Below are 25,857 nucleotides of genomic sequence, written 5' to 3'. Positions count from 1 at the left end.
GCGGGCAATTCCGACGCGAGCGGTAGGCTCGGAACTCGTGTCAGCAGCAGCCTTGGATCACGGACCGGCGTCGGACGCCGACACCGGCCCCGTCGTGTCCGATTCGCAGACGTTCCGTCGTGCGTTCCAGGACCTGCGGGACGGTTTCGCGCAGCGGGAGCTGTGGCTCAACCTTGGCTGGCAGGACATCAAGCAGCGGTACCGCCGGTCGGTGATCGGTCCGTTCTGGATCACGATCGCCACCGGCGTGCAGGCCACCGCGATGGGCATCCTGTACTCGGCGCTGCTGGGGATGTCGATCAAAGAGTTCCTGCCGTACGTCACCGTCGGCCTGATCGTGTGGGCCATGATCAGCGCGTCGATCCTCGAGGGCTCCGAGGTGTTCATCGCCAACGAGGGCCTGATCAAGCAGCTGCCGTCGGCGTTGAGCGTGCACGTCTACCGGCTGGTGTGGCGGCAGATCCTTTTCTTCGCCCACAACCTCCTGATCTACGTGATCATGCTGGTCGCATTCGGGGTGTGGCGGAACCTGACGTGGCCCGACCTGGCCGCGATCCCGGCCCTCGCCCTGCTGGTACTCAATGCGCTGTGGGTGTCGATCGTGTTCGGCATCTTCGCCACCCGCTACCGGGACATCGCCCCGATCCTCGGCAGCCTGACACTGCTGCTGTTCGTGCTCACGCCGATCTTCTGGTCCACCGAGGCCCTCAAGGCCCAGGGCGGCCAGGTCGCCGACCGCGCGAAGATCGCTGAGCTGAACCCGCTGTTCCACTTCCTCGAGATCGTCCGCGCGCCCATGCTCGGCAAGGACCAGCAGGCCTACCACTGGTACATCGTGCTGGCCATCACCGTCGTCGGCTGGGCGATCGCGCTGTTCGCGCTGCGCAAGTACCGGGCCCGCGTGGCCTACTGGGTCTAGGGGTCCGAGGAGTAACTGACATGACCGACAACGTGAGCATCGAGACGCGCAATGCGTGCGTCGACTTCCCGATCTTCGACGCCAAGTCGCGCTCGCTGAAGAAGGCTTTCCTCGGCAAGGCCGGCGGGTCCATCGGCCGCAACGACTCCGACGTCATCGTCGTCGAGGCGCTCAAGGACATCACCCTCTCGCTCAAGGAGGGGGACCGCGTGGGACTGGTCGGCCACAACGGCGCCGGCAAGTCGACGCTGCTGCGACTGCTGTCGGGCATCTACGAGCCCACCCGCGGCAGCGCCCGTGTCCGCGGCCGCGTCGCCCCGGTCTTCGACCTCGGTGTCGGCATGGACCCGGAGATCTCCGGCTACGAGAACATCATCATCCGCGGCCTGTTCCTGGGGCAGACCCGCAAGCAGATGCTGGCGAAGATGGACGAGATCGCCGACTTCACCGAACTCGGCGAGTACCTCAGCATGCCGCTGCGCACCTATTCGACGGGCATGCGCGTGCGCGTCGCGATGGGCGTGGTCACCAGCATCGATCCCGAGATCCTGTTGCTCGACGAGGGCATCGGCGCCGTCGATGCCGAGTTCATGAAGAAGGCCCGGATCCGGCTGCAGAAGCTGGTGGAACGCTCCGGCATCCTCGTGTTCGCCAGCCACTCCAACGAATTCCTCGCGCAACTGTGCGACAGCGCGATGTGGATCGACCACGGCCAGGTCCGCCAGCACGGCGAAATCGAGGACGTCGTCCGCGCCTACGAGGGCGACGACGCCGCCGACCACGTCCGCCAGGTGATCGCGGACATGAAGCGAGAAGAGGACGAGGAGCGGGCGTCGTGACCGAGACGATCGTCGGCGTCGTCGTCACCCACAAGCGCCGCGAGCTGCTCGCCCAGTCCCTGAAGGTGCTCGCCGGGCAGACACGCCCGCTCGATCACCTGGTCGTCGTCGACAACGCCGACGAGCCCGACGTCCGCGAACTGGTCGAGGGCGCCGACGTCCCCACCACGTACCTGGGCTCCAAGCACAACCTCGGCGGCGCGGGCGGTTTCGCGCTCGGCATCCTGTACGCACTGTCGCTGGGCGCGGACTGGGTGTGGCTCGCCGACGACGACGGTCGCCCCGAGGGCCCCGACGTGCTGGCGACGCTGCTCGCGTGCGCGCAGCGGCACGGCCTGGCGGAGGTCTCCCCCGTCGTGTGCGACATCGACGACCCGGACCGGTTGGCGTTCCCGCTGCGCCGCGGCGTCGAGTGGAAGCGGCTGCGCTCCGAACTGGGCGACGACGACCTGCTGCCCGGGATCGCGTCGCTGTTCAACGGTGCGCTGTTCTCGGCGTCGGCGATCGACTCCGTCGGTGTCCCCGACCTGCGCCTGTTCGTGCGCGGTGACGAGGTGGAGGTGCACCGCCGCCTGGTCCGGTCGAGGCTGCCGTTCGGCACCTGCCTGCAGACCGCGTACGTGCACCCCAACGGCGCCGACGAGTTCAAGCCGATCCTCGGCGGCCGGATGCACACCCAGTACCCGGACAACGAGACCAAGCGCTTCTTCACCTACCGCAACCGCGGCTACCTGATGTCCCAGCCGGGGATGCGCAGGCTGCTGCCGCAGGAGTACGCGCGCTTCGGCTGGTACTTCCTCGTCGATCGCCGCGACCCCAAGGGGTTCGCCGAGTGGATGCGGTTGCGCGGGCTCGGGCGCCGGGAGCGGTTCCGCCGCCCCTAGTGGGAGCGCCTTGCCGGTACGGACCCTCACCCGGCAGTCGCGGCGAACGGGGCATCCGACGACCCCGGTTCCGCGCGGGCCGTTCACCCCGCAGTTGACCCGGCAGCGGGCACCGAACCCTGGCAGCATGGGAACGAACTCGTCCACGCGAGAGGGGTGCCTACGCATGTTCGATCAGTTCCGGAAGTCGGCCAGGCTCAAGATGCAGCGGGCGGTCGCCGAGGTGGTGCGGGAGTCCGACCGCAAGACCCGGATCGAGCAGGAGAACAGACACGACCAACTGCTCGCGGAGCTCGCGGCGAACAACGGCGAGATGAAGCGGGTCCTCGACGAGCTGGCACACGCGCGCGGGCAGGTGGCCGCGGTCAGCGAGCGCCTCGACGTCCTCGAACAGCGCACCCGACGCGACATCACGCACGCCCTCGACATCCGGGCCACGGCGGAGAGCGCGCAGTTCGTCCTCGACCACATGCGGACGGCCCCCGCGTTCCGGCACCCGCACGACACGCTGCGGTACGCGCTCGAACTGGTGAAGCTCGACGGTCTGGCGCTCGAGTTCGGCGTCGCGGGCGGCACCACACTGCGGATCGTCAGCGAGTCGCTGCGCGCCACCGGGCACGAGGTGTGGGGTTTCGACGTGTGGACGGGCCTGCCCGAGACCTGGCGCACCGGGTTCCCGGCCGGCGAGTTCGCGCAGCAGGACGTGCCGTCGGTGCCGGGCGCGCAGCTGGTGTCGGGGCTGTTCGAGGACTCGCTGCCCGGCTTCCTCGCCGAGCATCCGGGCCCGGTCGCCTTCGCGCACCTCGATGCCGATCTGTACTCGTCGACGCGGACGGTGCTCGATCTCCTCGGAGACCGACTGGTCCCCGGGTCGGTACTGGTGTTCGACGAGTACTTCAACTATCCGGGCTGGCAGGAACACGAGCACCGGGCGTGGACGGAGTTCGTCGACCGCACCGGCGTCCGGTTCGACTATCTCGCCTACACCGCGGACCACGAGCAGGTCGTGGTCCGCATCCGCGAATAGTCCTGCAGCGGACTACTTCTCGTACAGTCGAGCCCAGTTCTCCCGACTGGTGAGCTGCGGGAAGGCGTGGCGGTACGCCTCGGCGACGGCGGGAGCGTCGGCGCGGAACCGCTTCATCACGCCGACCAGGCGGCCGGTCATCTCGGCCGCCAGGTCGCGGTCGAAGCGCCGCTCACGCACTCCGGACTGCGATGCGTCCGTGACGAACACGTGCGCGAACCGGCTCACGTGCCACCACTGCGCGTCCTCGAAACTGACGGTCACCGGACCCGGTTCGAGCCGGCCCCGGGCCTGGGTGACGGCACGCTTGGCGAGGATCGCGTCCTCGAGTGCCGGGTTCGGCGGCGGGTCCGCGCGGCGCACCGGTACCGGGGGCAGCTCCGACGCCCGGCGGGTAACGGTCTCCCCGAAGCGCTTTCGCTCCGCATTGACCGAGGCCAGCGCCGCCTGACCGCCGTCGGCGAGACCGTCCGGGCCCTCCAGGAAACCCTCGATCGCACGCAACTGGGTGTGCGCGAGGCCGTACTGGAGGCTGACGATCGACCGGCTGATGTCGCGTGCGAGGTTCTTCACCAGGAGCTTCGGCGCGAACCCCGGGTCGAGAGCGGCCGTGACGAGCCCGTTGCGGGTGCTGAAGTAGTGGGCGAAGCCGTCGACGTCCTTCCAGTAGAAGTCCGCATGCCACACCGCCGCCCCCGGCAGCGTGATCGTCGGGATCCCCGCCCGGCCGCAGCGAAGGCCGAATTCCACGTCGTCCCACTGGAAGAACACCGGCAGCGGGAGCCCGACGCGGCGCAGCGCCTCGGCCGGGATCAGGCACGACCACCAGCCGTTGTACTGCGTGTCGACGCGGCGCTCCGGCAGCGACTCGAACAGGTCGTGGTTGTGCGTGCTGTACTTCTCCGTCGGCAGGCCACGGCGCAGCGTCGTCAGGTCCACCCGCTCGGCATCCGCCAGCAGGTAGTTGGGGCTGTAGAGGAACAGCATCTCGGCGCCGATCAGGGCCGGCTCGACGGTGCAGTTGGCGAACGCACTCAACCGCAGCACGGTCTCCGGTTCACACAGGATGTCGTCGTCCATGAGGATCACGTCGGCGTCGCCCCCGGACGCCGACGCCTCGAACAGCCCGCGCGTGAAGCCGCCCGCACCACCGAGATTCGGCTGTCGAACGTAGTGCAGCCGCCCACCGAACGTCGGCACGACCTCGCGGAACAGCTCACGGCCCTCCACCGGGTCGGTGCCCTGATCCACCACGTACACGGCGTCGAGCCGGTCGACGACGCGGATGTCCGACGCCAGCGCCGCGACCGTCGTCGCGCAGTCGTCGGCGCGGTTGAAGGTGCAGATCGCGATCGCGAGCGGACGCGGCGCGGACGGCGCCTCCACGCTCCACTCGATGCTGTCGAACGTGACCTCGGCGTCGAGCGCCTCGAACTCGAGCCACAGCGAACCGCCGTCGACGAACTGGTCGAGCGTGCTCGTGAGGGTCACCGCGCCCTGACCGGCGGGGGTGGTGGCCGCGACGATGCGGCTGTGGCCGCCGATGTCCGACGCGACCAGCAGCACGCGGCACGAGGTGGTCGACAGCACCCGGACGCTGACGGACACCTCGGTGACGGCGGTCCAGCGCTGCCAGTAGCTGGCCGGGAAGCGGCCGAAGAACGTGTTGGTGTGGGCGCGCGCACCGGCGTGCAGGCTCAGCGAGAAGCGGTCCCGCGTCGACCCGCCCTTCTCGACGACGGCATACAGTTCCTCGTTCGCTATCGGCGACGTTCCGGCGAACAGGGTGCGTTGCGCGACGAGCCGGCCGATCGTCTCGCTGTCGGACAGGGGCTGAGCACCGGACGAGTTCGCTGGATCCACACCCGGCAGGGTATCGCGAACGGACCCGGTGGCGCGCCTCGCGCCCGACCTGTCCGAGAAGTCGATCAGGCGGCCGCGAAGGCCGCCGACCGCAACGTCGCGCGGCGGCGGCGCAGCGACAGCAGCCCTTTCGCCATCTGCACGACGTCGCCGACGGAGATGCGGCTCGCGTGGGCGCGATGGTCGTCGCTGAGCCGGATCGGCACCTCGACCGGGCGGATGCCGGCGGATTCGACGGCGTAGTCGAGTTCGGTGGTGAACAGGAAGCCGGACTCGGTCAGGTGCGGGGCCAGGGCGCGCAGCAGGTCGCCGTCGACCACGAACGTGCCCTGCGGGTCGCCGGTGCGGGTGCCGAGGATCGTGCGCCGCAGCAGCGCGAACCCGCGGGTCATGACGGCGCGCGCGAGTCCACGGTCGACCACCGAGTCCGGGTGCGCCTTCGAGCCGATCACGACCGCCGGACGCTGCCCGGTCTCTTGCTCGACCCGGTCGGCGCCGACGACGTCGTCGAAGCCGAACGGCAGATCGTCGGCGGTCAGCAGCACCCGCGCGCCCCGCGAGGCCAGCGCACCGGCCCGCAGCGCATTGCCCATGCCCTTGTCACTGGTCATCGGGACGAAGGCCACACCGTCGGTGTCCCAGTCCGCGGCCAGCGCCGCGCAGATCGCGGCAGTGTCGTCGGTCGAACCGTTCTCGACGACGATGATCTCGACGGAGCTGCTCGCGAAGTGCTCGGCGAACCGGCGCACCGTCTCCTCCAGCACCGCGCCCGAATTGTGGGCCGGAATCACCACGGACAGGTCGTAGCCGCCAGCTCCGCGCCCGGCGCTCGTCTCCACCCGATGACCTCCGAACCACTCGATTTGCTTTGGTAACCGCGCGGAATATTACGCTCCGACGACAGGGATGCTGCCGCCGCGCAATCCGTCCGACGACGAAAGCCCGCCGTGAACTCTGATCTGCCGCTGGTCAAACGCGTGACGCCGCCCGCTCTGCTCGCCGTGCTCGTCGCGGTGGTCGCAGCGATTCCGCTGCTGTCGAATCGGTGGTTCTACTTCTGGGACGACAGCGCGGCCGCCTTCGCTCCGGGCTGGCACACGATCGGCGAGCGACTCCTCGACGGTTCGTGGCCCACGCTGTTCCCGGAGATGTGGGCGGGCGGCAACATCACCGCCGAGGCGCTGTACGGCACCTACAACCCGGTGCTGCTCGCGCAGGCGGTCCTCGTCGCCGTCGTCCCGAATCTCGCGGTCGGCATGACGCTGGTGAAAATGCAGTTCCTGGCGCTGCTCGCGGTCGGCGTCTACGTCCTCGCGCGTCAGTACGGCGCGTCGCGGTCGATGGCGTTCGTCGCCGGCTTCGCCATGCCGTTCGCCGGGTACACGCTCTACTTCGACGCGTCGACGTGGGCGTCGGGCCTCATCGCGTTCGCCTGGATCCCGCACGTGTGGTGGTCGACGCGCGCGAGCGCGATGGGCCGCGTCAACCCGCTGGTGCCGATCGTGTTCGGTGTCCTGGCGATGACGACCGGCAACCCGTACGGCGCCGTCGCGGTGGCCGTCGTCTACCTGGCGGTGATCGCCGAGACCGTCGCCCGCAACCGCGCCGCCGACGCCGAACGCCCGTTCCCGGGTATCCGGTCGCTGCTCGTCAGCGGCGTCGCGATCGTGATGATGTCGCTCATCGTCTACCTGCCCCTCGCGTTCACCACCGGCGTCTCGGTACGTACCCAGACCGGCATTCGCAACGACGACGCCCTGCGCCCCGGGCTCGGCGACCTGATCAACCTGTCGGCGCTGTCGAACCGGCCGTACGGGCCCATCTTCGAGTCGACCGCCGCCAGCGTCCCCCTGGTCTACCTCGCGTGGTTCCTGGTGCCGCTGGCGCCGTGGATCCGCTGGGGGTCGCTGCGCCGGCTCGGCCGGAGCACCGTCTCGTTGGCCGTGTTCGGCGGCATCTACCTGCTCCTGCTGCTGGGCCCGTCGAATCTGTGGCTGTTCCGCTGGCCCGCCCGCCTCATCGAGTACGGGCAGCTGCCGGTGGTCGTCATCGCCGCCGTCGCACTGTCCGCGGGGCTCGCCCGCGACCGGTGGAAGATGCGCCTCGGCATCACCGCCGCACTGATCGTCGCGCAGTTCTACCTGTCGTGGGCCGAGATCCCCGAGGACATCGGCATCCACCTCGCGGCCCTCGCGATCACCGTGGCACTCACCGCCGTCGCGCTCCTCGTGTCGTTCCGCAAGCCCCGCCTGCTCGCGGGCGCGCTCGTGGCCGGCACCGTCGTGGCGCTGGCCGCGCAGACCAACCTGTGGTTCACCGGCAACTACAACGTCACGCCGTGGAAGTTCCCACGCCAGGAGTCGTTCCTCGAAGAACACTTCGAGCAGCGCTATCCCGGAACGACCTTCGTGATCGCGGACAGCAAGAACATCGATCCGACCGATCCCACCGGGCAGTGGGGCGACGTGCTGTTCGGCAGCCTGTACCAGGCCGCCGGGGTGGAAGCGGTCAACAACTACGCCGGGATCAGCTTCAACTCCTTCGTCGACGACCTGTGCATCAACTACTACGGCGGCGTCCCCTGCGGCGACGGCGTCGGACGCCTGCTCGCCGAATCCCCCGGCACCGGGGTGCCGTGGATCGACGCGATGCGCATCGACACCGTCGTCGTGCAGAACAGCGGTCCGTACGGCGGCCCGAACGCCCTGGACGCGTTGCCCGCCGATCAGTGGGACGTGCGCGTGGAGCACGGCGTCACCGTCGGCACCCGCACCCAGCCGTACCCGTGGCCGGACGGCAGGGTGTCGGCGGTCACCCCGGGCCTCGAGATCACCGGCGACTCCGCGTCCACCGACACCCACGAGACCGTCACCTACACCGGTTCCGGCACCGCCACGTTCGCGCTCCTGGCGTGGCCGGGCTGGACGGCCACCGTGAACGGAGAACCGGTCGACGTCATCGAGAGCCCCGGCGGACTGCTGCAGGTACAGCTGCCCGACAGCGGCGGCGCGGAGTCGACACTGACCCTGCAGTTCACTCCGCCCGCAAGCGGTCTCGGCTGGGGACTCGCGGGCGTCGGACTGGTCCTCGCCCTCGGGCAGGGCGCGTGGTTCGTGGTGCGCAAGCGCCGGACGCACCGGCCCACGATCCTCGCCGGGAACGTCAGCTGATCGCCGAGACCGTCGCCTCGTGTACCGCGCGGTGCGCGGGCAGGATCGAAGCACGTTCGGCCGCAACGTCACCGGTCCCGTTCAGCAGACCGGCGAAGTGCGCGAGCTGCGCGGAGAGCGGCTCTTCGCTGTAGCGGATCGTGGGGATCTCGATGATCGTCTGCTGGTGGTAGCTGCTGCCGTCGGCGGTGATGTCCTCGTCGATGTGCCGGTAGATCGTGATGTCGCGGCGGAGCAGATCGATCTCGATGAGACGCTCCTCCTCGAGCAGTGACAGCTGACGGACCTTCCGCTGGCTCAAGCGGCTCGCGGAAATCGTTGCCACGGCACCGGACTCGAAGCGCATGACGGCGTCGGCGCTGTCCTCCGCGCGATTCTCGACCGACGTCGGATGGAAGTAGCCGAACTCGGCGCGCGCCTGCACCGGCTCCGAGCCGACGAAACCGATCGCGAGATCCAGATCGTGGATCAGCAGGTCGGTCGCGACACCGGTGGGGATACGGGACACGAAGGGCGAGTGGCGCATACCCGTCACCTGCCACACCTCTCCCGCGAACTCGCGGGCGGTGCGGACGGCGGGGTTGAAGCGTTCGAGCAGGCCGCACATCAGCGGCACGTCGCCGCGCTCGGACCGCTGCACCAGGTCGACGCTCTGCTCGTACGTCGCGGCGAGCGGCTTCTCGACGAGCAGCGGCTTACCGAGATCGAGGACGCGGCCGGCCAGTTCGTAGTGCGCGGGCGTGGCCGCCGCGATCACGACGGCGTCGACCTCGGCCAGATCGGTGAAATCGGGGGCCCACTTCGCGCCGCACCGGTCGGCCACCGCCCGACCCTGCTCGGCGTGGGGTTCGACGACGAGCGCGAGATCGGTCAGCGGCGACTGCGAGATCACGCGCGCGTGCAGCGAGCCCATCTTGCCGGCGCCGATCAGGGCGATCTTCGGGTTGCTCATGCTCACGCCTCCATCGCGCCGCGCACCGCGGCGATGATCTGCTCGACGTCCGACTCCGACAGCCGGGCGTGGACGGGGATGCTCAGGCAGCGGGCCGCCACCGACGTCGCGACCGGGGTGTCCTCGATGACGACGCGCGGGTGCTCGCGGTAGCACGCGTAGTCGTACACGGCCTTGGGGTAGTAGATGCCGCTGCCGATGCCCTTCTCGGTGAGCCGCGCCGCGAGCGTGTCGCGGTCGACCGGCGCGTCCTCGTCGAGCAGCAGCGTGAACTGATGCCACACGTGCTCGCGGCCGGTCATCTCGCTCGGCAGGCGCAGCCCGGCGACGTCCTTCAGGCCCGCGTGCAGCGCCTCGGCGTTGCGGCGCCGGGCCTCCACCTGCTGCGGGTACGACGCCATCTGCGGCAGCGCCAGGCTCGCCTGCAGATCGGTCATCCGGTAGTTCTGGCCCGCCATCTCGTACACGTACCGCTCGCGCATGCCCTGGTTGCGCAGCACCCGCAGGCGGTCGGCGATCGTGTCGTCGTCGGTGGTCACCATGCCGCCCTCGGCGGTGGTGAGGTTCTTCGTGGCATAGAAGGAGAAGCAACCGACACCGAAGCTGCCGGCGCCGCGGCCGTCGAAGGTCGCGCCGTGCGCCTGGGCGGCGTCCTCGACGACGGACAGGCCGTGCTCGGCGGCGAGCGGCATGAGCGACGCCATGTCGGCGGTCTGGCCGTACAGGTGGACCGGCAGGAGCACCCGGGTGCGGTCGGTGACCCGCGCGGCCGCAACGGCCGGATCCAGGTTGAAGTCGGTCTCGCCGATGTCCGCGAAGCGCGCGGTGGCACCGGCCTCGAGAATCGCGTTGAGAGTCGCGACGAACGTGAACGGGCTGGTCAGCACCTCGTCGCCGGGCTGGAGGTCCTGCACCTGGAGGGCCGCGATCAGCGCCGTGGTGCCGTTGTTGACCGCAACCGCGTGCCTGACGCCGACCAGCGCCGCGAACTCTTCCTCGAGCCGCTTCACCTTCGGTCCCTGCGCCACGATCCCGGACCGCAGCGTGTCCAGGACCTCCCGTTCGACGTCTTCCCCGAACGAGATGCTCGAGATTGCAATCACTGAATGACCCTCCGATAGATTCAGTCCAGACACCCCGAGAACGAACGGGGGCAACCGCCTGAGGGTAGCGAAGTGCTGCCTCCCGCCCCCGGAAGGATTCCCGCCGGACCATGTCGATCGGACAGAACTGTCACATCCACCCCACCGCCGTGATCGGCGAGGCCGTCGTCATCGGCGACGACGTGACGGTCGGGCCGCATGCGGTGCTGACCGGCCCGCTGACCATCGGTGACCGGTGCTGGATCGGGGCGGGTGCGGTGCTCGGCGCGCCGCCCGAGATCCTCGGTGCCGCGCACCCGCAGACGTGGTCGGAGCCGGCGCCGCACCGCGGCATCGTGATCGGCGCCGACACCACGATTCGCGAACTGACGACGGTGCATCACGGCAGCGAGCGGGAGACGATCGTCGGTGCCCGGTGCTTCGTCATGAACCGGGTCGCGATCGAGCACGACGTCCAGGTGGGCGACGGGTGTGTCGTCTCCGCCGGGTCGACGTTCGCGGGCCACGTGAGTGTCGGTGCCGGCGCGAACATCGGCATGCACACCGTCGTGCACCAGCGCCGCGTCGTCGGAGCCGGCGTCGTGACCGGGATGGGCACCGTCGTCGTCAAGGACGTGCCGCCCTACGCGAAGGCGTTCGGCAACCCGGTCGAGTTGCACGGGGTGAATCGGATCGGGATGAGCCGGTCGGGCATCGCGGATGCCGACATCGACGCCGTCGATCGCCTGTACGCGCCGGGCTCGGCCGACGGATCCGTTCCGGACGCGCTCGCGCCGGCGTTCGACTGGTGGCGGGAGCGCGCTGTCAAGCCGCTCGCTCTCCCGCCGAACGCATGACCGGTTGCTATCGTCGAGAAGCCCTGACGGACCACACGAGGAGCGCACTCGGATGACGTCCGACACCGATTCCGCCGCCGAGCGGCCGGAGTCGCCACCGAACACCAAGCGGACACTGCTGGTGAACGGCTTCCGGGTCGTCGTGACCGTCGCGATCATCGTGGCGATCGGGTTCGCGGTGAAGTCGCAGTGGTCCGAGGTGCGTGGCACCATCCACGACCTCTCCTGGTGGTCGCTCGTCGCGTCGACCGTCTTCATCTTCTTCGGTATGGGCGCCGCGGTGCGGGCGTGGCAGCACACCCTCGGCGCCCTCTCGCAGCCGATTCCGGCGTTCGACGCGGCCCGCTGCTACCTGGTCGGGCAGCTCGGCAAGTATCTGCCGGGCAGCGTCTGGGCCTTCGTGCTGCAGACCGAGTTGGCCCGACGGGCCGGGGTGTCCGGCGCGGCCGCGTTCATCACCGTGCTCGTCACGGTCGGGTTGAGCACGACGTCCGCACTGCTCGTCGGCCTGCTGGGACTGCCCGCGCTGTTCCAGATCGGCACGCTGGCGGCGGTCGCGGTGATCGCGCTGGTGCCCATCGCCCTCGTCTGCGCCTACCCGCCGGTGCTCACCAAGCTCGTGAACCTGGCGCTCAAGCTGCTGCGCCGCGCCCCGCTCGAGCGACCGCTGACCATGCACAAGATCGGGCTCGCCCTGATGTGGTGCGCGATCAGCTGGATCGCGTACGGCGTGCACCTGTGGATCCTGGCATCGACGTTCGGCGGGTTCGGCACCGACCGCCTGATCGCGTCGATCGGTGCGATCGCGCTGGCGATGTGCGCGGGCGTGCTGGTGTTCGTCGTCCCGTCCGGGATCGGTGTCCGCGAGGCGGTGATCGTCGCGGCGCTCGCACCGGTGGCCGATCCCGGACCCGCCCTCGCGCTCGCCCTGACCTCGCGGCTGCTGTTCACCCTGTGCGAGGTGCTCGCGGGGACGGTCGCCGCGCTCGCCGGGTCGCGGTCCCTGCGCAACGCGTTGGTGCACGAACAGTCCCGCGTCACGCTGCCCAGCAAGGCGTGAGAGCGTCGGCCGCCGTCAGCTCAGCGTGCCGATCCCGAGCGAACCCGCGGCGATCGACCCGATGCCGGTCTTGAGCGAGCCGTAGGTGAACGACCCCGTGTTCGCGGACCCCAGATTCCCGGAACCGGTGTTCGCCGACCCCACATTGCCGGAGCCGGTGTTCGCGGACCCGACGTTCCCGGATCCGGTGTTGGCCGATCCGATGTTGTTGGAGCCGGTGTTGGCCCATCCGACGTTGAAGGAACCGGTGTTGTCGGGACCGATGTTGTTCCAGTCGATGCTGCTCGCGGCGAGCAGCCCCAGGCTGCCAAGCCCGGCGGCGACGGCCGAGCCGATCGCGCCGGCCTGGATCTCGGCGGGCCCCACGTAGCCGACCCCGACCGCGTCCTGGCACGGCACGGGTAGCTCGAGGCCCGGCGCGACAGTCTCGGTGACGTTGGCCAGCAGCCCCTCCACCCGGAAGGGCGCGCATGCCGGCGCACCCGCGACCGGGTCGGCGGCGGCGGTACCGGCCGAGCCCAGCGCCACCGCGCCGAGCGCAGCCGCGGCAACGAGTGCCCGGCAGGCGTGACGCCGTCCGTGCGCAGTGTTGATCTTCTGTCCGGCCCCCATACGAGTGCCCCCTCCGATTCGACCCCCGAGCGACAGATCCCGACGCGAATGCAGGCCACGCTACCGCGCGGGCGCCGGCGTCGTGGCCGGATCGAGGAGTTCGCGCAGGCTGCGGCTACTGCCCGGTGCGCGCGTATCCGGCCTCGGTCGCGGCCTTCGCCGGGCGCCACCACTCGGGGTGCTCGCGGTACCACTGCACGGTCGCCTCGAGACCGCTGCGGAAATCCCGGTACCGGGGTTCCCACCCGAGTTCGGTGCGCAGCCGGGTCGAGTCGATCGCGTACCGCAGGTCGTGGCCGGGCCGGTCGGGCACGAACTCGAAGTCGTCGGCGGGTCGCCCGAAGAGCTCGAGCAGCATCGCGATCACGGTGCGGTTGTCGACCTCGCCGTCCGCGCCGATCAGGTACGTCTCCCCGATCCGCCCCTTCTCCAGGACGGTCCAGACGGCCCGGTTGTGGTCGTCGACGTGGATCCAGTCGCGCACGTTGCGTCCCTGCCCGTAGAGCTTGGGGCGGACACCGTCGAGCAGGTTGGTGATCTGCCGCGGAACGAACTTCTCGACGTGCTGGAACGGGCCGTAGTTGTTGGAGCAGTTCGACAGCGTCGCCCGGATCCCGAACGACCGCGTCCACGCCCGCACCAGCATGTCGCTCGACGCCTTGGTCGACGAGTACGGGCTGGACGGGTTGTAGGCGGTGGCCTCGGTGAACCGGGCGGGGTCACCCAGCTCGAGGTCGCCGTACACCTCGTCGGTGGAGATGTGGTGGTAGCGGACGTCGTGGTCGCGGACCGCCTGCAGCAGCGTGAACGTGCCCACGACGTTGGTGCGCACGAACGGCCACGGGTCGGCCAGCGAGTTGTCGTTGTGCGACTCGGCCGCGAAGTGCACGACGGCGTCGGAGTCGGCCACCAGACGGTTCACGGTGTCGGCGTCGGCGATGTCGCCGTGCACGAAGTCGATCCGGTCGGCGACCGCGTCGAGCGAGGCCCGGTTTCCGGCGTACGTCAGCGCGTCGAGCACCGTGACCCGGACGTCGGGCCGTTCCGCGACGGTCTGGTGGACGAAATTGGCACCGATGAACCCGGCGCCACCGGTGACGAGCAGCCTCATACCGGGGAGACTACCGACGGTCGCGGGCCGCTCATGCCCGCACCGGTTCCGGCGTCTCCTCTTCCTCGCCCGGAATCGAGGTGCCACGGAGGGAGACACCCGCGGTCTCGCGGAGGAAGGCCACCGAGACCAGTCCGATGACGCACGCGCCCATCATGTAGATCGCCGGGAACAGGCTCCAGCCCGTCGAGTGGATGACCGCGTCGTTGACGAGCGGGGCGGTGCCGCCGAAGATCGCCGTCGAGACGTTGTAGCCGATCGCGAAGCCGGCGTAGCGGACCTGGGTGGGGAACATGGCCGGGAACGTCGCGGAGATGGTCGCCAGCTGCGGCAGGTAGAGCAGGCCGAGCACCGCGAACGCGAGCAGCGCCCACCCGAATCCCTGCGCCATCAGCCAGTACATCGGCACGGCGGCGATCAGCAATCCGATCAGCGAGCCCCACCACATCGGCTTGCGGCCGAGCGTGTCCGACCAGCGACCGAAGAACGGAATGCACGCCATCATGACCAGTTCGCCGACCAGGATGATCACCGTCGTCGACTGCGTGCTCAGGCCGAGCGTCGACTCGAGGTACGTCGGCTGGTACGTGAGCAGCGTGTAGTTGACCACGTTCAGGGCCACCACCATGCCGGTCAGCACCAGGATCGGGCGCCAGTAGTTCTTCAGCAGATCGGCGAGCCCACCCAGGATCGAGTCCTGGCTGTCGCCCTGCGCGTCCACCTCGTCGAACACTGGCGACTCGTCGAGCTTGCTGCGCAGGAACCAGCCGACCAGACCGAGCGGCAGCGCGATCAGGAACGGGATCCGCCAGCCCCACGACGCCATGTCCTCGTCGGAGATCATCAGCTCGCACAGCATCACCACGGCGGTGCCGGCGGCGAACCCGCCGAGGGTGCCGAACTCGAGGAAGCTGCCGTACCGGCCGCGCTTGTCGTCGGGCGCGTACTCGGCCATGAACGTGGCCGCACCGCCGTACTCGCCGCCGGTCGAGAAGCCCTGGACCACGCGCAGCAGGATCAACAGGATCGGTGCGGCGATGCCGATCGACGCGTACGACGGAATCGCGGCGATCAGCGCGGTCGCGCCCGACATCAGCAGGATCGTGGTCGCCAGCACAGCCTTGCGGCCGAGCCGGTCGCCCAGCGGACCCCAGATCATGCCGCCCAACGGGCGGAGCACGAACGAGACCGCGAAGCCGAGCATCGTGCCGATCGAGCCGAGGTGCCCCGGGAAGAAGTTCTGGGTCAGGTAGGTGGCCGTCGTGGCGTACACGCCGTAGTCGAACCACTCGGTGGCGTTGCCCATCGCCGAACCGGCGATGGCCTTGCGTAACGTGCGACGATCCACATCCCGGCCGGCGTCGGTAGAGCTCGCCGCCGACCGTTCTCCGGGACCGTACGTCGTCGATTCCTGCATGCGTCCGGTCCCTTCAGACGGGGAGCTGCGAGAGGGCAGGCTTTGGTCATCGGTCGATTCGACGCTAACGGGACATGCACGACTCTGCATGGCACGAGGTGGTGGAGCAGCCACGATTCCCACGATCGACGAGATCACGACGATTGTGCCGATTTGCGAACCATTCGGCCGGTATCCGGATAATGTGGCCACTTCGTTCCGCGCCAGTCCCACCACGGAGGATGCATGTCCCACCCCGGCCCTGAGGGCTACCCGTCGACGCCGGGCCAGAACCCGCAGCAACCGCTGCCGCAGGGCCTGCGGCCGGAAGGTCCGCCCACGTACGGACCCCCGGTGGGCACCGCGCCGAAGCACCGTCCGATGCTGATCGGCGCTCTCGCCGCAAGCGCCGGCATCATCATCGGCAGCATCGGACCGTGGGTGACGTTCCTGGGGATAAGCGTGGGTGGCACCGAGGGCGACGGAGTGATCACGCTGATCCTCGGCGCACTCGCCGCGGCGGCGCTCGGCGTGCTTGTCACTCGGACCGCGCCACCGCGATTCGGCCTCCAGTGGGCGGGCACGGCGGTCGGCGCTATCTGCCTGCTGGTCGCGATCTACGACATGGCCAACCTGTCCACCGAGGACGAGGAGTTCTTCGGGCAGATGATCGGCCCCGACATCGGATGGGGGCTGTGGTTGCTCCTGTTGTCGTCGATTGCACTGTGTGCGACTGCGACGATCGCGGCGATTCAGATGCGTAGGAGCTAGGTCTTTCACACTCCACCGCGCCCGTGCGGCTACCCGTGAAACACTGCTCTACATGCGCGGAATCATTCTGGCTGGCGGTACCGGCAGCCGGCTGCACCCGATCACGCTGGGTGTGAGCAAGCAACTGGTGCCCGTCTACGACAAGCCGATGATCTACTACCCGCTCTCGACGCTCATGCTGGCCGGGATCCGCGACATCCTCATCATCACCACCCCGCAGGACGCCGGCCAGTTCCAGCATCTGCTGGGCGACGGCTCCCGGTTCGGCATCTCGTTGAGCTACCAGGTGCAGCGCGAGCCGAACGGTCTGGCGCAGGCGTTCGTGTTGGGCGCCGACCACATCCGCTCGGATTCGGTGGCGCTGGTGTTGGGCGACAACATCTTCTACGGACCCGGCCTGGGCACCACGTTGACCCGCTTCCACGACGTCAAGGGCGGCGCGGTGTTCGGGTACTGGGTGTCCGATCCGGGCGCGTACGGCGTCATCGAGTTCGACGACTCGGGCGCCGCGATCTCGCTCGAGGAGAAGCCCACGACGCCGCGGTCGAACTACGCGGTGCCGGGGCTGTACTTCTACGACAACGACGTCGTGTCGATCGCGCGGGAGCTGACGCCGTCGGCGCGCGGCGAGTACGAGATCACCGACGTCAACCGCACATACCTCGAGGCCGGCCGGCTGCAGGTGGAGGTGCTCCCCCGCGGCACCGCCTGGCTCGACACCGGCACCTTCGACTCGCTGCTCGACGCGTCGAACTACGTGCGCACCATCGAGCAGCGGCAGGGCCTCAAGATCGGCGTCCCGGAGGAGGTCGCGTGGCGACGGGGTTTCATCTCCGACGACGAACTGCGCGCGCGGGCCGAGCCGCTGGTCAAGTCCGGTTACGGCACGTACCTGCTGGGGCTGCTCGACCGCGGCCGAGAATGGTGACCATGGACTATCGGGAGTTGAAGGTTCCGGGGGCGTGGGAGATCACGCCCCGACAGTTCGGCGATCACCGCGGGGTGTTCCTCGAGTGGTTCAAGGAGCCCGGCTTCTCCGCGACCGTCGGTCGCACTCTCGACCTGGCCCAGGCCAACTGCTCGGTGTCGGCGGCCGGGGTGCTGCGCGGCATCCACTTCGCCGACGTCCCGCCCGGCCAGGCCAAGTACGTCACGTGCGTCCGGGGCGCGGTCCTCGACGTCGTCGTCGACCTGCGGGTGGGGTCCCCGACGTTCGGGCAGTGGGATTCGGTACTGCTCGACGACGTCGACCGCCGCGCGGTGTTCATCTCCGAGGGGCTGGGCCACGGGTTCCTGTCGCTCGAGGACGATGCGACGGTGATCTACCTGTGTTCGACGGGCTACGACCCGGATCGCGAGCACGAGGTGAGCCCGCTGGATCCGGGCATCGGGGTCGAATGGCCGGTGATCGGACGCGACGGCACCCCGCTGCAGTGGACGCTGTCCGACAAGGACCTGGCGGCGCCGACGCTGCTGCAGGCCACCGACGCCGGCCTGCTGCCCCTCTACCGGGAGGGCCACGAGTGAGCCGATGAGTGCCTTCGGGGTGCGCCGCGTCAGCGCTGCGATCGCAGTGCTCGCCGCGGTGGGCCTCGCACTCCTGGCGATTCCTCTCGAACACGGCACAACCGACGCCTCCGCACCGGCGCAGGTCACGACATCCGTCGTCGCCCCGCCGGCGCCCCCTCCGGTCGTGCCGTTGGCGCCGGAGCAGATCTCGGAACGCGTCGTCCCGACGATCGTCACCATCACGGCGCGCACGGGGCTCGGGATGACCGCGGGGACCGGAATCGTGCTGCGCCCCGCGGAGTCGGCGGCCGTCGTCCTGACGAACCACCACGTGATCGACGGCGGGCAGGAGATCACGGCGAAGAGCATGCGCGACGGCGCCGCGTACCCCGTCGAGGTCCTCGGCTACGACAGCTCCCGCGACCTGGCGGTGCTGAGGCTGCCCGGAGGGGCTGCGCTGCCGACCGCCGCGCTGGGGTCGTCGCGCACCGCGCGGGTCGGCGACCCGGTGACCGCGATCGGCAACGCGGAGGGTGGCGGCGTCCCGCAGTCGGCGCCCGGGGCGGTCACCAGACTCGGGGTCACGGTGCTCACCCGCAATTCCTCCGACGGATCCCGCAACGAGCTCGCCGGGCTCATCGAGGTGAACGCCGACGTCCGGCCCGGCGACTCCGGCGGCCCGCTCGTCAACGCGTTCGGCGAGGTGATCGGCGTGAGCAGTGCGGGTAACGCCGTCCAACGGGACGAGCCGTCCGCGCCCGCCCCGCAGTCGTACGCGATCCCCATCGACTCCGCGATGGAGGTGGTCGACCAGATCCTCGCGGGGCGCACCTCCGATTCGGTGCACATCGGCCCCACCCCGCAGCTCGGTGTGGGCGTCCGCGATCACGTCGAACCGCAGGCGGGGACGCCGTCCGGCGCGCAGGTCGTCCAGGTGAGCTACCGCTCCCCCGCCGAGGGCGTGGGGCTGGCACGCGGCGACGTGATCGTGCAGTTCGGCGGTGTCCCCATCCGCACGGCGTCCGACCTCACGATCCGGATGAACGCGCTGCACCCCGGCGACCTCGTCGACGTCTCGTGGGTCGACGCCGCCGGCGCGCAGCGGTCGGGCTCGATGGTGCTGACGGAGGGGCCGCCGCGCTGATCAGGCGCCGATGCCGAGCTTTCCGGCCAGACGCTCCAGGTAGGTGACGACCTGGTCCTCGTCGGCGTCGGGCATGCCGAACAGTGCCTCGCTGACGCCGAGGTCCTGCCATCGGGCGAGCTTGTCGGCGTCCGGCTTGCCCGCCAGGACGATGATCTCCGGCTGCCCGGTGCGGCCGGCGTCGGCCCAGATCTTGCGGAGCAGCGTGACGTTGTCCTCGATGTCCTGCTCGATCGGGGTGGTGATCCAGCCGTCTGCCGAACGCGCGATCCATCCGAACGTCTTCTCCGACGCGCCCGCGCCGACGAGGACCGGCGGGCGGGGTTGCTGGATCGGCTTGGGCCACGCCCAGCTGGGACCGAACTTCACGAACTGACCTTCGTACGACGCCTCCTCCTGCGTCCACAGCGCCTGCATCGCCTCGAGGTACTCGCGCAGCGCGGTGCGGCGCTTCTTCGGATCGACGCCGTGGTCGGCCAGCTCCTCGGCGTTCCAGCCGTAGCCGACACCGAACGTGACGCGGCCGCCGGACAGGTGATCGAGCGACGCGATGGTCTTGGCGAGGGTGATGGGGTCGTGCTCGAGCGGCAGCGCGACGGACGTGCCGAGCCGGATCCGCGACGTCACCGATGCGGCGGTGCCGAGCGCGACCCACGGGTCGAGGGTGCGCATGTAGCGGTCGTCGGGCAGCGCGTCGGTGCCGGTGCCGGGATGGTTCGACGCCCGGTTGACCGGAATGTGGGTGTGTTCGGGCACGTAGAACGCGTCGAACCCGCACTTCTCGACGGCCTGCGCGGCGGTCGCGGGAGTGATGCCTCGATCACTGGTGAACAGGCTGATGCCGTAGCGCACGATCTGACTCCTCCGGGGTGGTCGGTATCAAGAAATGTAACCGGTTCCACCGCGGATCGGAAGACTCTACAGACAGGTGTCCAGACAGCTATCGGATCCGGAAGATGACCGCACGCTGGACGATGAAGTTGATGACCGTCGCGGTGCCCTGCGCGACCACGAACGCCAACGGGATGCGCCACCACTCGTCCGGGAACACGTGGGCCATGAGGCCGTTGAGTCCCACCTGCACGGCGAACGTGATCGCATACAGGACGACGACGGCAACGAACCGAGCTCGACTCGGCTCGGCCTTGAACGTCCAGCGCCGGTTGATCAGGTACGCCGTCGTGGTGCCGGCGATGAAACTGATCGCCTTCGCGACGTTGAGCGGCAGCCCCACCGCGAGCAGCAGCAGGTACAGCCCGAAGTCGACGACCGCCGACAGTCCGCCCGTGAGCACGAAGCGCACGATCTGCGTCTTGAGGTCCAGCGACTCGTCGGCGATCGAGTCGGTGACGGGGATCTCGACCGGCAGCGGAGCGTGCGGATCGTGGGCGTGGGGGCTTCCGGACACGCAACGAGACTAGGCGACCCGCTCCGACCGCACCGGCGTGACGTCCCGCACACGCGGCTGGACCTCGAGTGCACTCGAGGTTGCAAGATCAACGTCATGACCGTTTACACGCTGCCCGATCTGCCGTACGACTACGCCGCCCTCGAGCCCCACATCTCCGGCAAGATCATGGAACTCCACCACGACAAGCACCACGCCGCCTACGTCGCCGGCGCCAACACCGCCCTCGACAAGCTCGCCGAGCTCCGCGAAGCCGACGCCCTCGCCCCCGTGGTCAACCTGCACGAGAAGAACCTCGCCTTCCACCTCGGCGGACACACCAACCACACCGTCTTCTGGAACAACCTCAGCCCCGAAGGCGGCGACAAGCCCGAAGGCGAACTCGCAGCCGCCATCGACGACCAGTTCGGCAGCTTCGACGCCTTCCGCAGCCACTTCTCCGCCAACGCCAACGCCATCCAGGGCTCCGGCTGGTCCATCCTCGCCTGGGACTCCATCGGCCAGCGCCTGATCATCGTCCAGCTCTACGACCAGCAGGGCAACATCAGCATCGGCCTCACCCCGCTGCTCATGCTCGACATGTGGGAACACGCCTTCTACCTCGACTACCAGAACGTCAAGGGCGACTACGTCAACGCCTTCTGGAACATCGTCAACTGGGCCGACGTCGCCGACCGCTTCGCCAAGGCACGCACCCAGACCACCGGACTCATCGTCCCGGCCTGACCCGAGGCGCGTCAGCGCTCCGCCCGTCCCCCACTCCCCGCGTTTTGCGCACTTGTCGCGCTTCCCGACCCCGGAAAGCCGCGATAAGTGCGCAAAACGCGGGTAAAGAAGATGTGGATCGGCGCACTCTTTCCGAGGGTCGTCCACTACCGCCAGGTAACCTCGTACCCGATGTCCGAGACAGCAGAAGAGACGGCTCACGAGCCGCTCCCCACGCAGACCCGCACCCTCACCGGATGGGGACGCACCGCGCCCACCACCGCGCAGGTGTTGTCCACGCCCGACGTCGAGCTGATCGCCAAGGCGGTCGCTCAGGTGGCGGAGCAGAACGAGTCCAAGCCGTCGCACCTGCGCCGCGGCGTCATCGCGCGCGGCATGGGCCGCTCGTACGGTGACCCGGCGCAGAACGCCGGTGGACTCGTCGTCGACATGAACGCACTGAAGCGGATCCACACCATCGACTCCAACAGCCGTCTGGTGACGGTGGACGCCGGTGTGAACCTGGATCAGCTGATGCGTGCGGCGCTGCCGTTCGGCCTGTGGGTCCCGGTGCTGCCGGGCACCCGCCAGGTCACCATCGGCGGCGCGATCGCGTCGGACATCCACGGCAAGAACCATCACAGCGCGGGCAGCTTCGGCAATCACGTGCGCTCGATGGATCTGCTCACCGCGGACGGCCAGATCCGCACCCTCACCCCGGCCGGCCGGAACGCGAAGCTGTTCTGGGCCACCGTCGGCGGCATGGGTCTGACGGGCATCATCCTCAAGGCGACCATCGAGATGACGCCGACCGAGACGGCGTACTTCATCGCCGACGGCGACGTCACCCACACGCTCGACGAGACCATCGCGCTGCACAGCGACGGCAGCGAGAACAACTACGACTACTCGAGCGCCTGGTTCGACGCTATCGCACCCGAGCCCAAGCTGGGCCGCGCGGCGATCTCCCGCGGCAGCCTCGCGAAGCTCGACCAGTTGCCCGCGAAGCTGCAGAAGAACCCGCTGAAGTTCGACGCGCCGACGTTGCTGACGTTCCCGGACGTCTTCCCGAACGGCCTGGCCAACAAGTTCAACTTCTCGGCCATCGGCGAGGTCTGGTTCCGCAAGGCGGGCAACTACCGCGGCAAGGTCCAGAATCTGACGCAGTTCTACCACCCGCTCGACATGTTCGGGGAGTGGAACCGCGCCTACGGCTCCAACGGTTTCCTGCAGTACCAGTTCGTGGTGCCGCCGGAGGCCGTGGGCGAGTTCAAGCAGATCATCCGCGACATCCAGTCGTCCGGGCACTACTCGTTCCTCAACGTCTTCAAGCTGTTCGGCGAGGGCAACAAGGCGCCGCTGAGCTTCCCGATGGCAGGCTGGAACATCTGCGTCGACTTCCGGATCAAGCCGGGCCTGAACGAGTTCGTCACCGAACTCGACAAGCGCGTGCTCGAGTTCGGCGGCCGCCTGTACACCGCGAAGGACTCGCGGACCACGGCCGAGACGTTCCACGCGATGTACCCGCGTATCAACGAGTGGATCAAGGTCCGCCGATCCGTCGACCCCACAGGCGTTTTCGCCTCCGACATGTCCAGAAGGTTGGAACTGCAGTGATCAACGCCGTCGGAAATCCCCAGACCCTGCTGCTCCTCGGTGGCACGTCCGAGATCGGGCTCGCGATCTGCGAGGAGTACCTCAAGAAGTCGCCGCTGCGCGTGATTCTCGCTGCGCTGCCGAACGATCCGGGCCGTGACGCCGCCGTCGCGCAGATGAAGGCCGCGGGGGCCACGGAGGTCGATCTGATCGACTTCGACGCGCTCGACACCGAGGGCCACCCGAAGATGATCGACGAGGCCTTCTCCAAGGGCGACGTGGACGTCGCGATCGTCGCGTTCGCCCTCGACGGCGACGCCGAGGAGCTGTGGCAGAACCAGCGCAAGGCGGTGCTGGTCGCGAACGTCAACTACACCGCGTCCGTCTCGGTGGGCGTGCTGCTCGGCGAGAAGATGAAGGCGCAGGGCTTCGGCCGTATCGTCGCGATGTCGTCGGTGGCCGGCGAGCGCGTCAAGCGCGCCAACTTCGTCTACGGCTCCACCAAGGCGGGTCTCGACGGCTTCTACCTCGGCCTGGGCGAGGCGCTGGCCCCGTTCGGCCCCAAGGTCACCGTCGTGCGACCGGGCATGGTGCGCACCAAGTTCAGCGCGCACGTCAAGGAAGCCCCGCTGACGGTCAACAAGGAGGACGTCGCCGCGCTCGCGGTGGCCGCGTCCGACAAGGGCAAGGAAATCGTCTGGACGCCCGGCCCGTGGCGGTTCGTGATGATGGCGCTGCGGCACGTCCCGCGCGCGATCTTCCGCAAGCTGCCCATCTAGGTACGGCATCACGAAGCGGCCCGCCACAGTGCACTGTGGTGGGCCGCTTCGTGTTCCGAGGTACCTCGGTCCTACATCGCCGAGCGGGGCTGAGCGGGGACGGCCCGCATGTCGTTGCCGGTACCCGACTTGACGCGCAGCCACGTGCCGTCGCTCTTGCACGTCTGGTAGGTGCCGTCCGGGTGGTAGACCTTGCTGCCGACGCTGTAGTCCTTGCCGTCGTAGACGCACACGGTCGTCTGGGTGCCGTCGGGAGCGGTGCGGATGTCGGCGTGGGCCACGGCGGCCTGGGCGCCGATCACGCCACCGGCGACGAGAAGCGAAGCGGCGAGCGTCTTTACGGTGCGAGAGATCATCTGAGGGGTCCTTCTGTGTCGGGTCCGGGTGGACACCTACAACAGTGGCGTCCACCCGTGACCGTCACCAGGCACCCGAGGGGTTCGATTCGCCCACCCCCGACGTCTCGGCGCTACGCCTCGTCCCGCGCGATCCTCCGCATTCCGCCGATCCAGTCAGGTCCCGGACTTCCACGCCGAGTCGAACAGCATGATGTCGGTGACGGTGCGTTTGACGCCGTGCACCGTCGGTTCCCACGCGGTCAGGACCGCCGCCGGCCCCCAGAGAACGTAGGGCACGGTCTCGTTCGCGTACCGCTGGACGTCTCCGATCGCGTCCCGCTTGTCGTCGTCCGTCGGCGCCGTCTGCACCGCGAGCAGCAGGCGGTCCATCTCGGGGTCGGCGAATCCGGTTGCATTGTTGCGGGAGTCGCTGCCCATGCTGCCGTAGAGATTGAGGAAGGGCGCTTCCTCGCCGATCGGCGCGCCGCCTCTGGTGAGGTCGAAGTCGTGGTCCCGGTACACCTTTCGGACCAGATCGGTGGTGTCCGTCGCATAGTCGACGGTGACATCGAATCCGATCGACTGGAGCGAAGCCTGCACGGTGAGCGCCGTCGCCTGTTGGCCGGGATCGTGGGTCGTCAGGTATGAGATGCGCCCGTCGAAGCCGTCCGCCTTCGCGGCATCGAGAAGCTGCCGGGCCCGTTCAGGGTCGAACGGGATTCCTTCCGCGCCGCTGTACCACCGCGAACCTTCCGGCACGAGTTCCGAACTCGCCGTTCCGAGTCCGGCATTCGCGCGCTGATTGATCGCCTCGGGGTCGACGCCGTACGCGACGGCCTGCCGCACCCGGAGGTCCGCGCCCGGCCGGCCCGGTCTGCTGTTGATCACACCGATGCCGTTCTGCCCGGTGGGGCTGAGATACCCGGTGTACCCGGCGGCGAGGACCTGATCGATGACCCGTTCGTCACGGAGGATGTAGGTGATGTCGAACTGGCCGCTGCGCATGGATTCGTACTGGGCCTGAGCTCCTGCAGTCGGTACGAAACGCACCGCGTCCAGTAAAGGTTTCCCGCCCACGTAGTCGGAGCGGCCGGAGAGCAGCAACTCTTCGTGGGGCGCGAACTTCGTCACGGTGAACGGTCCGGCACCGACCGGCGAGAACGTCCCGTCCTTCTCCGAGCCGGCTCCGACGATCATCCCCGGACCCAGGCTGAGCAGGGCGGGGAAATCACCCCACGGCCGCTTCAGCCGAAAGACGACGGTCCGCTCGTCAGGGGTGTCGATCGAGTCGACGACGCTCGTCCACGTCTGGGACGCATCGGCCTTCGCTGCCACGAATCGTTCGATACTCCACCGCACGGCGGGGGCGTCGAGGACGTTCCCGTCACTGAACCGGGTCTCGGGGCGCAGTGTCACGGTGTAGGTCTCGAGGCTGTCGTCACGCTCGAGCGATTCCGCCAGCTGCGGTACGAAGGTTCCGTTCTCGGAGTCGTAACGGACCAGGGTGTCGTAGATCGCGGCCATCTCGGTCCCGCCCGTCGAGGCGGCCGCCTGTGTTCGCGCCGGATCGAGAACCGTCGGCAGCGAATAGGATCCGAAGGTGAGCGAACCACCGGCGACGGGTGCGCCGTCGTCGGCCTGTTCGCCGACGAAGCCCGACTGCCGCTGTTGCGTCCCGTCTGCCGTGGCGTCGGCGTCCCCGGACGAACATCCGGCGAGCAGAACGGCGAGCGCGGTGATGCCGCCCGACAGCAGTCGCGAGGGCCGGAAGGCCGGGTTGTGCACGGTGTCCTCCGTTGTCGGGTCGGTCGACCTGTGGGCACGGCCCGCCCGCG

At 69.0% G+C, this 25,857-nt stretch carries 25 protein-coding genes; 14 read left to right on the top strand and 11 right to left on the bottom strand.

The window, feature by feature from the left end; translation table 11 throughout:
* Nucleotides 1–37 precede the first annotated feature (37 nt).
* From wzm to ABEU20_RS17245, 4 genes are all read left to right on the top strand, one after another.
* Nucleotides 38–919, top strand: coding sequence for a galactan export ABC transporter permease subunit Wzm/RfbD (gene wzm, locus ABEU20_RS17260; RefSeq protein ID WP_420165618.1), 882 nt, complete (start codon nucleotides 38–40; stop codon nucleotides 917–919).
* 20 nt (nucleotides 920–939) lie between these two features.
* A complete protein-coding gene (wzt, locus tag ABEU20_RS17255) occupies nucleotides 940–1,758 on the top strand; it encodes a galactan export ABC transporter ATP-binding subunit Wzt/RfbE (RefSeq protein WP_420165617.1) in 819 nt (272 codons plus the stop codon).
* On the top strand, nucleotides 1,755–2,642 hold the full coding sequence (gene glfT1 / locus ABEU20_RS17250; protein WP_420165616.1) for a galactofuranosyltransferase GlfT1: 888 nt from the start codon (nucleotides 1,755–1,757) through the stop codon (nucleotides 2,640–2,642). Before wzt ends, glfT1 begins: the two co-directional genes overlap by 4 nt.
* 166 nt (nucleotides 2,643–2,808) lie before the next feature.
* Nucleotides 2,809–3,669: a class I SAM-dependent methyltransferase gene (locus ABEU20_RS17245; protein WP_420165615.1), complete on the top strand. Its 861-nt coding sequence runs from the start codon at nucleotides 2,809–2,811 to the stop codon at nucleotides 3,667–3,669.
* A gap of 12 nt (nucleotides 3,670–3,681) precedes the next feature.
* Here the strand turns inward: ABEU20_RS17245 and ABEU20_RS17240 are convergent, their stop codons facing one another.
* Entirely contained in the window at nucleotides 3,682–5,532 is a 1,851-nt protein-coding gene (locus ABEU20_RS17240) for a glycosyltransferase (protein WP_420165614.1), read from the bottom strand.
* Between the two features lie 65 nt (nucleotides 5,533–5,597).
* On the bottom strand, nucleotides 5,598–6,371 hold the full coding sequence (locus ABEU20_RS17235; protein WP_420165613.1) for a glycosyltransferase: 774 nt from the start codon (nucleotides 6,369–6,371) through the stop codon (nucleotides 5,598–5,600).
* Between the two features lie 108 nt (nucleotides 6,372–6,479).
* Between ABEU20_RS17235 and ABEU20_RS17230 the strand changes: the two genes are divergently transcribed.
* Nucleotides 6,480–8,702 carry a hypothetical protein gene (locus tag ABEU20_RS17230; protein ID WP_420165612.1) on the top strand — a complete coding sequence of 741 codons (2,223 nt, stop codon included), beginning with the start codon at nucleotides 6,480–6,482 and terminating at the stop codon, nucleotides 8,700–8,702.
* Here the strand turns inward: ABEU20_RS17230 and ABEU20_RS17225 are convergent.
* Together ABEU20_RS17225 and ABEU20_RS17220 are read right to left on the bottom strand one after the other, a co-directional pair.
* A complete protein-coding gene (locus ABEU20_RS17225; protein ID WP_420165611.1) occupies nucleotides 8,695–9,654 on the bottom strand; it encodes a Gfo/Idh/MocA family protein in 960 nt (319 codons plus the stop codon). The two genes, ABEU20_RS17230 and ABEU20_RS17225, sit on opposite strands and share 8 nt — an antisense overlap.
* A 2-nt stretch (nucleotides 9,655–9,656) precedes the next feature.
* Entirely contained in the window at nucleotides 9,657–10,757 is a 1,101-nt protein-coding gene (locus tag ABEU20_RS17220; protein WP_420165610.1) for a DegT/DnrJ/EryC1/StrS family aminotransferase, read from the bottom strand.
* A 110-nt stretch (nucleotides 10,758–10,867) separates the two neighbouring features.
* On the opposite strand from ABEU20_RS17220, the gene ABEU20_RS17215 reads away from it, so the two are divergent.
* Both ABEU20_RS17215 and ABEU20_RS17210 read left to right on the top strand, forming a co-directional pair.
* Nucleotides 10,868–11,593, top strand: coding sequence for an acyl-ACP--UDP-N- acetylglucosamine O-acyltransferase (locus tag ABEU20_RS17215; RefSeq protein WP_420165609.1), 726 nt, complete (start codon nucleotides 10,868–10,870; stop codon nucleotides 11,591–11,593).
* A gap of 52 nt (nucleotides 11,594–11,645) precedes the next feature.
* Entirely contained in the window at nucleotides 11,646–12,653 is a 1,008-nt protein-coding gene (locus ABEU20_RS17210) for a lysylphosphatidylglycerol synthase transmembrane domain-containing protein (RefSeq protein ID WP_420165608.1), read from the top strand.
* Nucleotides 12,654–12,668: 15 nt separating this feature from the next.
* On the opposite strand, the gene ABEU20_RS17205 is transcribed toward ABEU20_RS17210, so the two are convergent.
* The 3 genes from ABEU20_RS17205 to ABEU20_RS17195 all read right to left on the bottom strand — a co-directional run bounded on the left by ABEU20_RS17205 (nucleotide 12,669) and on the right by ABEU20_RS17195 (nucleotide 15,793).
* Entirely contained in the window at nucleotides 12,669–13,265 is a 597-nt protein-coding gene (locus tag ABEU20_RS17205) for a pentapeptide repeat-containing protein (RefSeq protein ID WP_420165607.1), read from the bottom strand.
* A 115-nt stretch (nucleotides 13,266–13,380) separates the two neighbouring features.
* Complete coding sequence (gene rfbB, locus ABEU20_RS17200; protein ID WP_420165606.1) at nucleotides 13,381–14,376, bottom strand: dTDP-glucose 4,6-dehydratase; 996 nt, start codon at nucleotides 14,374–14,376, stop codon at nucleotides 13,381–13,383.
* Between the two features lie 31 nt (nucleotides 14,377–14,407).
* Complete coding sequence (locus ABEU20_RS17195; protein WP_420165605.1) at nucleotides 14,408–15,793, bottom strand: MFS transporter; 1,386 nt, start codon at nucleotides 15,791–15,793, stop codon at nucleotides 14,408–14,410.
* A 225-nt stretch (nucleotides 15,794–16,018) separates the two neighbouring features.
* On the opposite strand from ABEU20_RS17195, the gene ABEU20_RS17190 reads away from it, so the two are divergent.
* From ABEU20_RS17190 to ABEU20_RS17175, 4 genes are read left to right on the top strand one after another with little or no spacing between them, the layout of a single operon-like run.
* Complete coding sequence (locus tag ABEU20_RS17190; RefSeq protein WP_420165604.1) at nucleotides 16,019–16,543, top strand: hypothetical protein; 525 nt, start codon at nucleotides 16,019–16,021, stop codon at nucleotides 16,541–16,543.
* A gap of 52 nt (nucleotides 16,544–16,595) precedes the next feature.
* The gene (rfbA, locus tag ABEU20_RS17185; protein ID WP_420165603.1) at nucleotides 16,596–17,471 is read left to right on the top strand and encodes a glucose-1-phosphate thymidylyltransferase RfbA; all 876 of its coding nucleotides are present in this window, start codon (nucleotides 16,596–16,598) and stop codon (nucleotides 17,469–17,471) included.
* A gap of 2 nt (nucleotides 17,472–17,473) precedes the next feature.
* Entirely contained in the window at nucleotides 17,474–18,070 is a 597-nt protein-coding gene (locus tag ABEU20_RS17180; RefSeq protein WP_420165602.1) for a dTDP-4-dehydrorhamnose 3,5-epimerase family protein, read from the top strand.
* Between the two features lie 4 nt (nucleotides 18,071–18,074).
* Nucleotides 18,075–19,196, top strand: a complete 1,122-nt coding sequence (locus ABEU20_RS17175; RefSeq protein WP_420165601.1) for a S1C family serine protease — start codon at nucleotides 18,075–18,077, stop codon at nucleotides 19,194–19,196.
* Here the strand turns inward: ABEU20_RS17175 and ABEU20_RS17170 are convergent, their stop codons facing one another.
* Both ABEU20_RS17170 and ABEU20_RS17165 read right to left on the bottom strand, forming a co-directional pair.
* Nucleotides 19,197–20,048: an LLM class F420-dependent oxidoreductase gene (locus tag ABEU20_RS17170; RefSeq protein ID WP_420165600.1), complete on the bottom strand. Its 852-nt coding sequence runs from the start codon at nucleotides 20,046–20,048 to the stop codon at nucleotides 19,197–19,199.
* Between the two features lie 88 nt (nucleotides 20,049–20,136).
* Nucleotides 20,137–20,604, bottom strand: coding sequence for a GtrA family protein (locus tag ABEU20_RS17165; protein ID WP_420165599.1), 468 nt, complete (start codon nucleotides 20,602–20,604; stop codon nucleotides 20,137–20,139).
* Between the two features lie 96 nt (nucleotides 20,605–20,700).
* Here ABEU20_RS17165 and ABEU20_RS17160 point away from each other — a divergent pair, with 96 nt between their 5' ends.
* The 3 genes from ABEU20_RS17160 to ABEU20_RS17150 all read left to right on the top strand — a co-directional run bounded on the left by ABEU20_RS17160 (nucleotide 20,701) and on the right by ABEU20_RS17150 (nucleotide 23,684).
* Nucleotides 20,701–21,330 (top strand): superoxide dismutase, encoded by a 630-nt coding sequence (locus ABEU20_RS17160; RefSeq protein ID WP_420165598.1) that lies wholly within the window; start codon nucleotides 20,701–20,703, stop codon nucleotides 21,328–21,330.
* Nucleotides 21,331–21,501: 171 nt separating this feature from the next.
* Nucleotides 21,502–22,926, top strand: a complete 1,425-nt coding sequence (locus tag ABEU20_RS17155; RefSeq protein WP_420165597.1) for an FAD-binding oxidoreductase — start codon at nucleotides 21,502–21,504, stop codon at nucleotides 22,924–22,926.
* Nucleotides 22,923–23,684 carry a decaprenylphospho-beta-D-erythro-pentofuranosid-2-ulose 2-reductase gene (locus tag ABEU20_RS17150; protein ID WP_420165596.1) on the top strand — a complete coding sequence of 254 codons (762 nt, stop codon included), beginning with the start codon at nucleotides 22,923–22,925 and terminating at the stop codon, nucleotides 23,682–23,684. Before ABEU20_RS17155 ends, ABEU20_RS17150 begins: the two co-directional genes overlap by 4 nt.
* A 71-nt stretch (nucleotides 23,685–23,755) precedes the next feature.
* On the opposite strand, the gene ABEU20_RS17145 is transcribed toward ABEU20_RS17150, so the two are convergent.
* Nucleotides 23,756–24,040, bottom strand: a complete 285-nt coding sequence (locus ABEU20_RS17145; RefSeq protein ID WP_420165595.1) for a hypothetical protein — start codon at nucleotides 24,038–24,040, stop codon at nucleotides 23,756–23,758.
* Nucleotides 24,041–24,196: 156 nt separating this feature from the next.
* Nucleotides 24,197–25,807, bottom strand: coding sequence for an ABC transporter substrate-binding protein (locus ABEU20_RS17140; RefSeq protein ID WP_420165594.1), 1,611 nt, complete (start codon nucleotides 25,805–25,807; stop codon nucleotides 24,197–24,199).
* Between the last annotated feature and the right edge of the window lie 50 nt (nucleotides 25,808–25,857).

The organism is Rhodococcus parequi (assembly GCF_046042785.1).
Lineage (GTDB): Bacteria > Actinomycetota > Actinomycetes > Mycobacteriales > Mycobacteriaceae > Prescottella > Prescottella parequi.
The sequence above is the reverse complement of the archived record's forward strand: the minus strand, read 5'-3'. Positions and strand labels throughout refer to the sequence as shown.

Coding starts and splice junctions, on each gene's coding strand:
- wzt (WP_420165617.1), top strand. CDS start 940: ATGACCGACAACGTGAGCATCGAGACGCGCAATGCGTGCGTCGACTTC.
- ABEU20_RS17245 (WP_420165615.1), top strand. CDS start 2,809: ATGTTCGATCAGTTCCGGAAGTCGGCCAGGCTCAAGATGCAGCGGGCG.
- ABEU20_RS17225 (WP_420165611.1), bottom strand. CDS start 9,654: ATGAGCAACCCGAAGATCGCCCTGATCGGCGCCGGCAAGATGGGCTCG.
- ABEU20_RS17215 (WP_420165609.1), top strand. CDS start 10,868: ATGTCGATCGGACAGAACTGTCACATCCACCCCACCGCCGTGATCGGC.
- ABEU20_RS17210 (WP_420165608.1), top strand. CDS start 11,646: ATGACGTCCGACACCGATTCCGCCGCCGAGCGGCCGGAGTCGCCACCG.
- ABEU20_RS17205 (WP_420165607.1), bottom strand. CDS start 13,265: ATGGGGGCCGGACAGAAGATCAACACTGCGCACGGACGGCGTCACGCC.
- rfbB (WP_420165606.1), bottom strand. CDS start 14,376: ATGAGGCTGCTCGTCACCGGTGGCGCCGGGTTCATCGGTGCCAATTTC.
- ABEU20_RS17195 (WP_420165605.1), bottom strand. CDS start 15,793: ATGCAGGAATCGACGACGTACGGTCCCGGAGAACGGTCGGCGGCGAGC.
- ABEU20_RS17190 (WP_420165604.1), top strand. CDS start 16,019: ATGTCCCACCCCGGCCCTGAGGGCTACCCGTCGACGCCGGGCCAGAAC.
- rfbA (WP_420165603.1), top strand. CDS start 16,596: ATGCGCGGAATCATTCTGGCTGGCGGTACCGGCAGCCGGCTGCACCCG.
- ABEU20_RS17180 (WP_420165602.1), top strand. CDS start 17,474: ATGGACTATCGGGAGTTGAAGGTTCCGGGGGCGTGGGAGATCACGCCC.
- ABEU20_RS17175 (WP_420165601.1), top strand. CDS start 18,075: ATGAGTGCCTTCGGGGTGCGCCGCGTCAGCGCTGCGATCGCAGTGCTC.
- ABEU20_RS17160 (WP_420165598.1), top strand. CDS start 20,701: ATGACCGTTTACACGCTGCCCGATCTGCCGTACGACTACGCCGCCCTC.
- ABEU20_RS17155 (WP_420165597.1), top strand. CDS start 21,502: ATGTCCGAGACAGCAGAAGAGACGGCTCACGAGCCGCTCCCCACGCAG.
- ABEU20_RS17145 (WP_420165595.1), bottom strand. CDS start 24,040: ATGATCTCTCGCACCGTAAAGACGCTCGCCGCTTCGCTTCTCGTCGCC.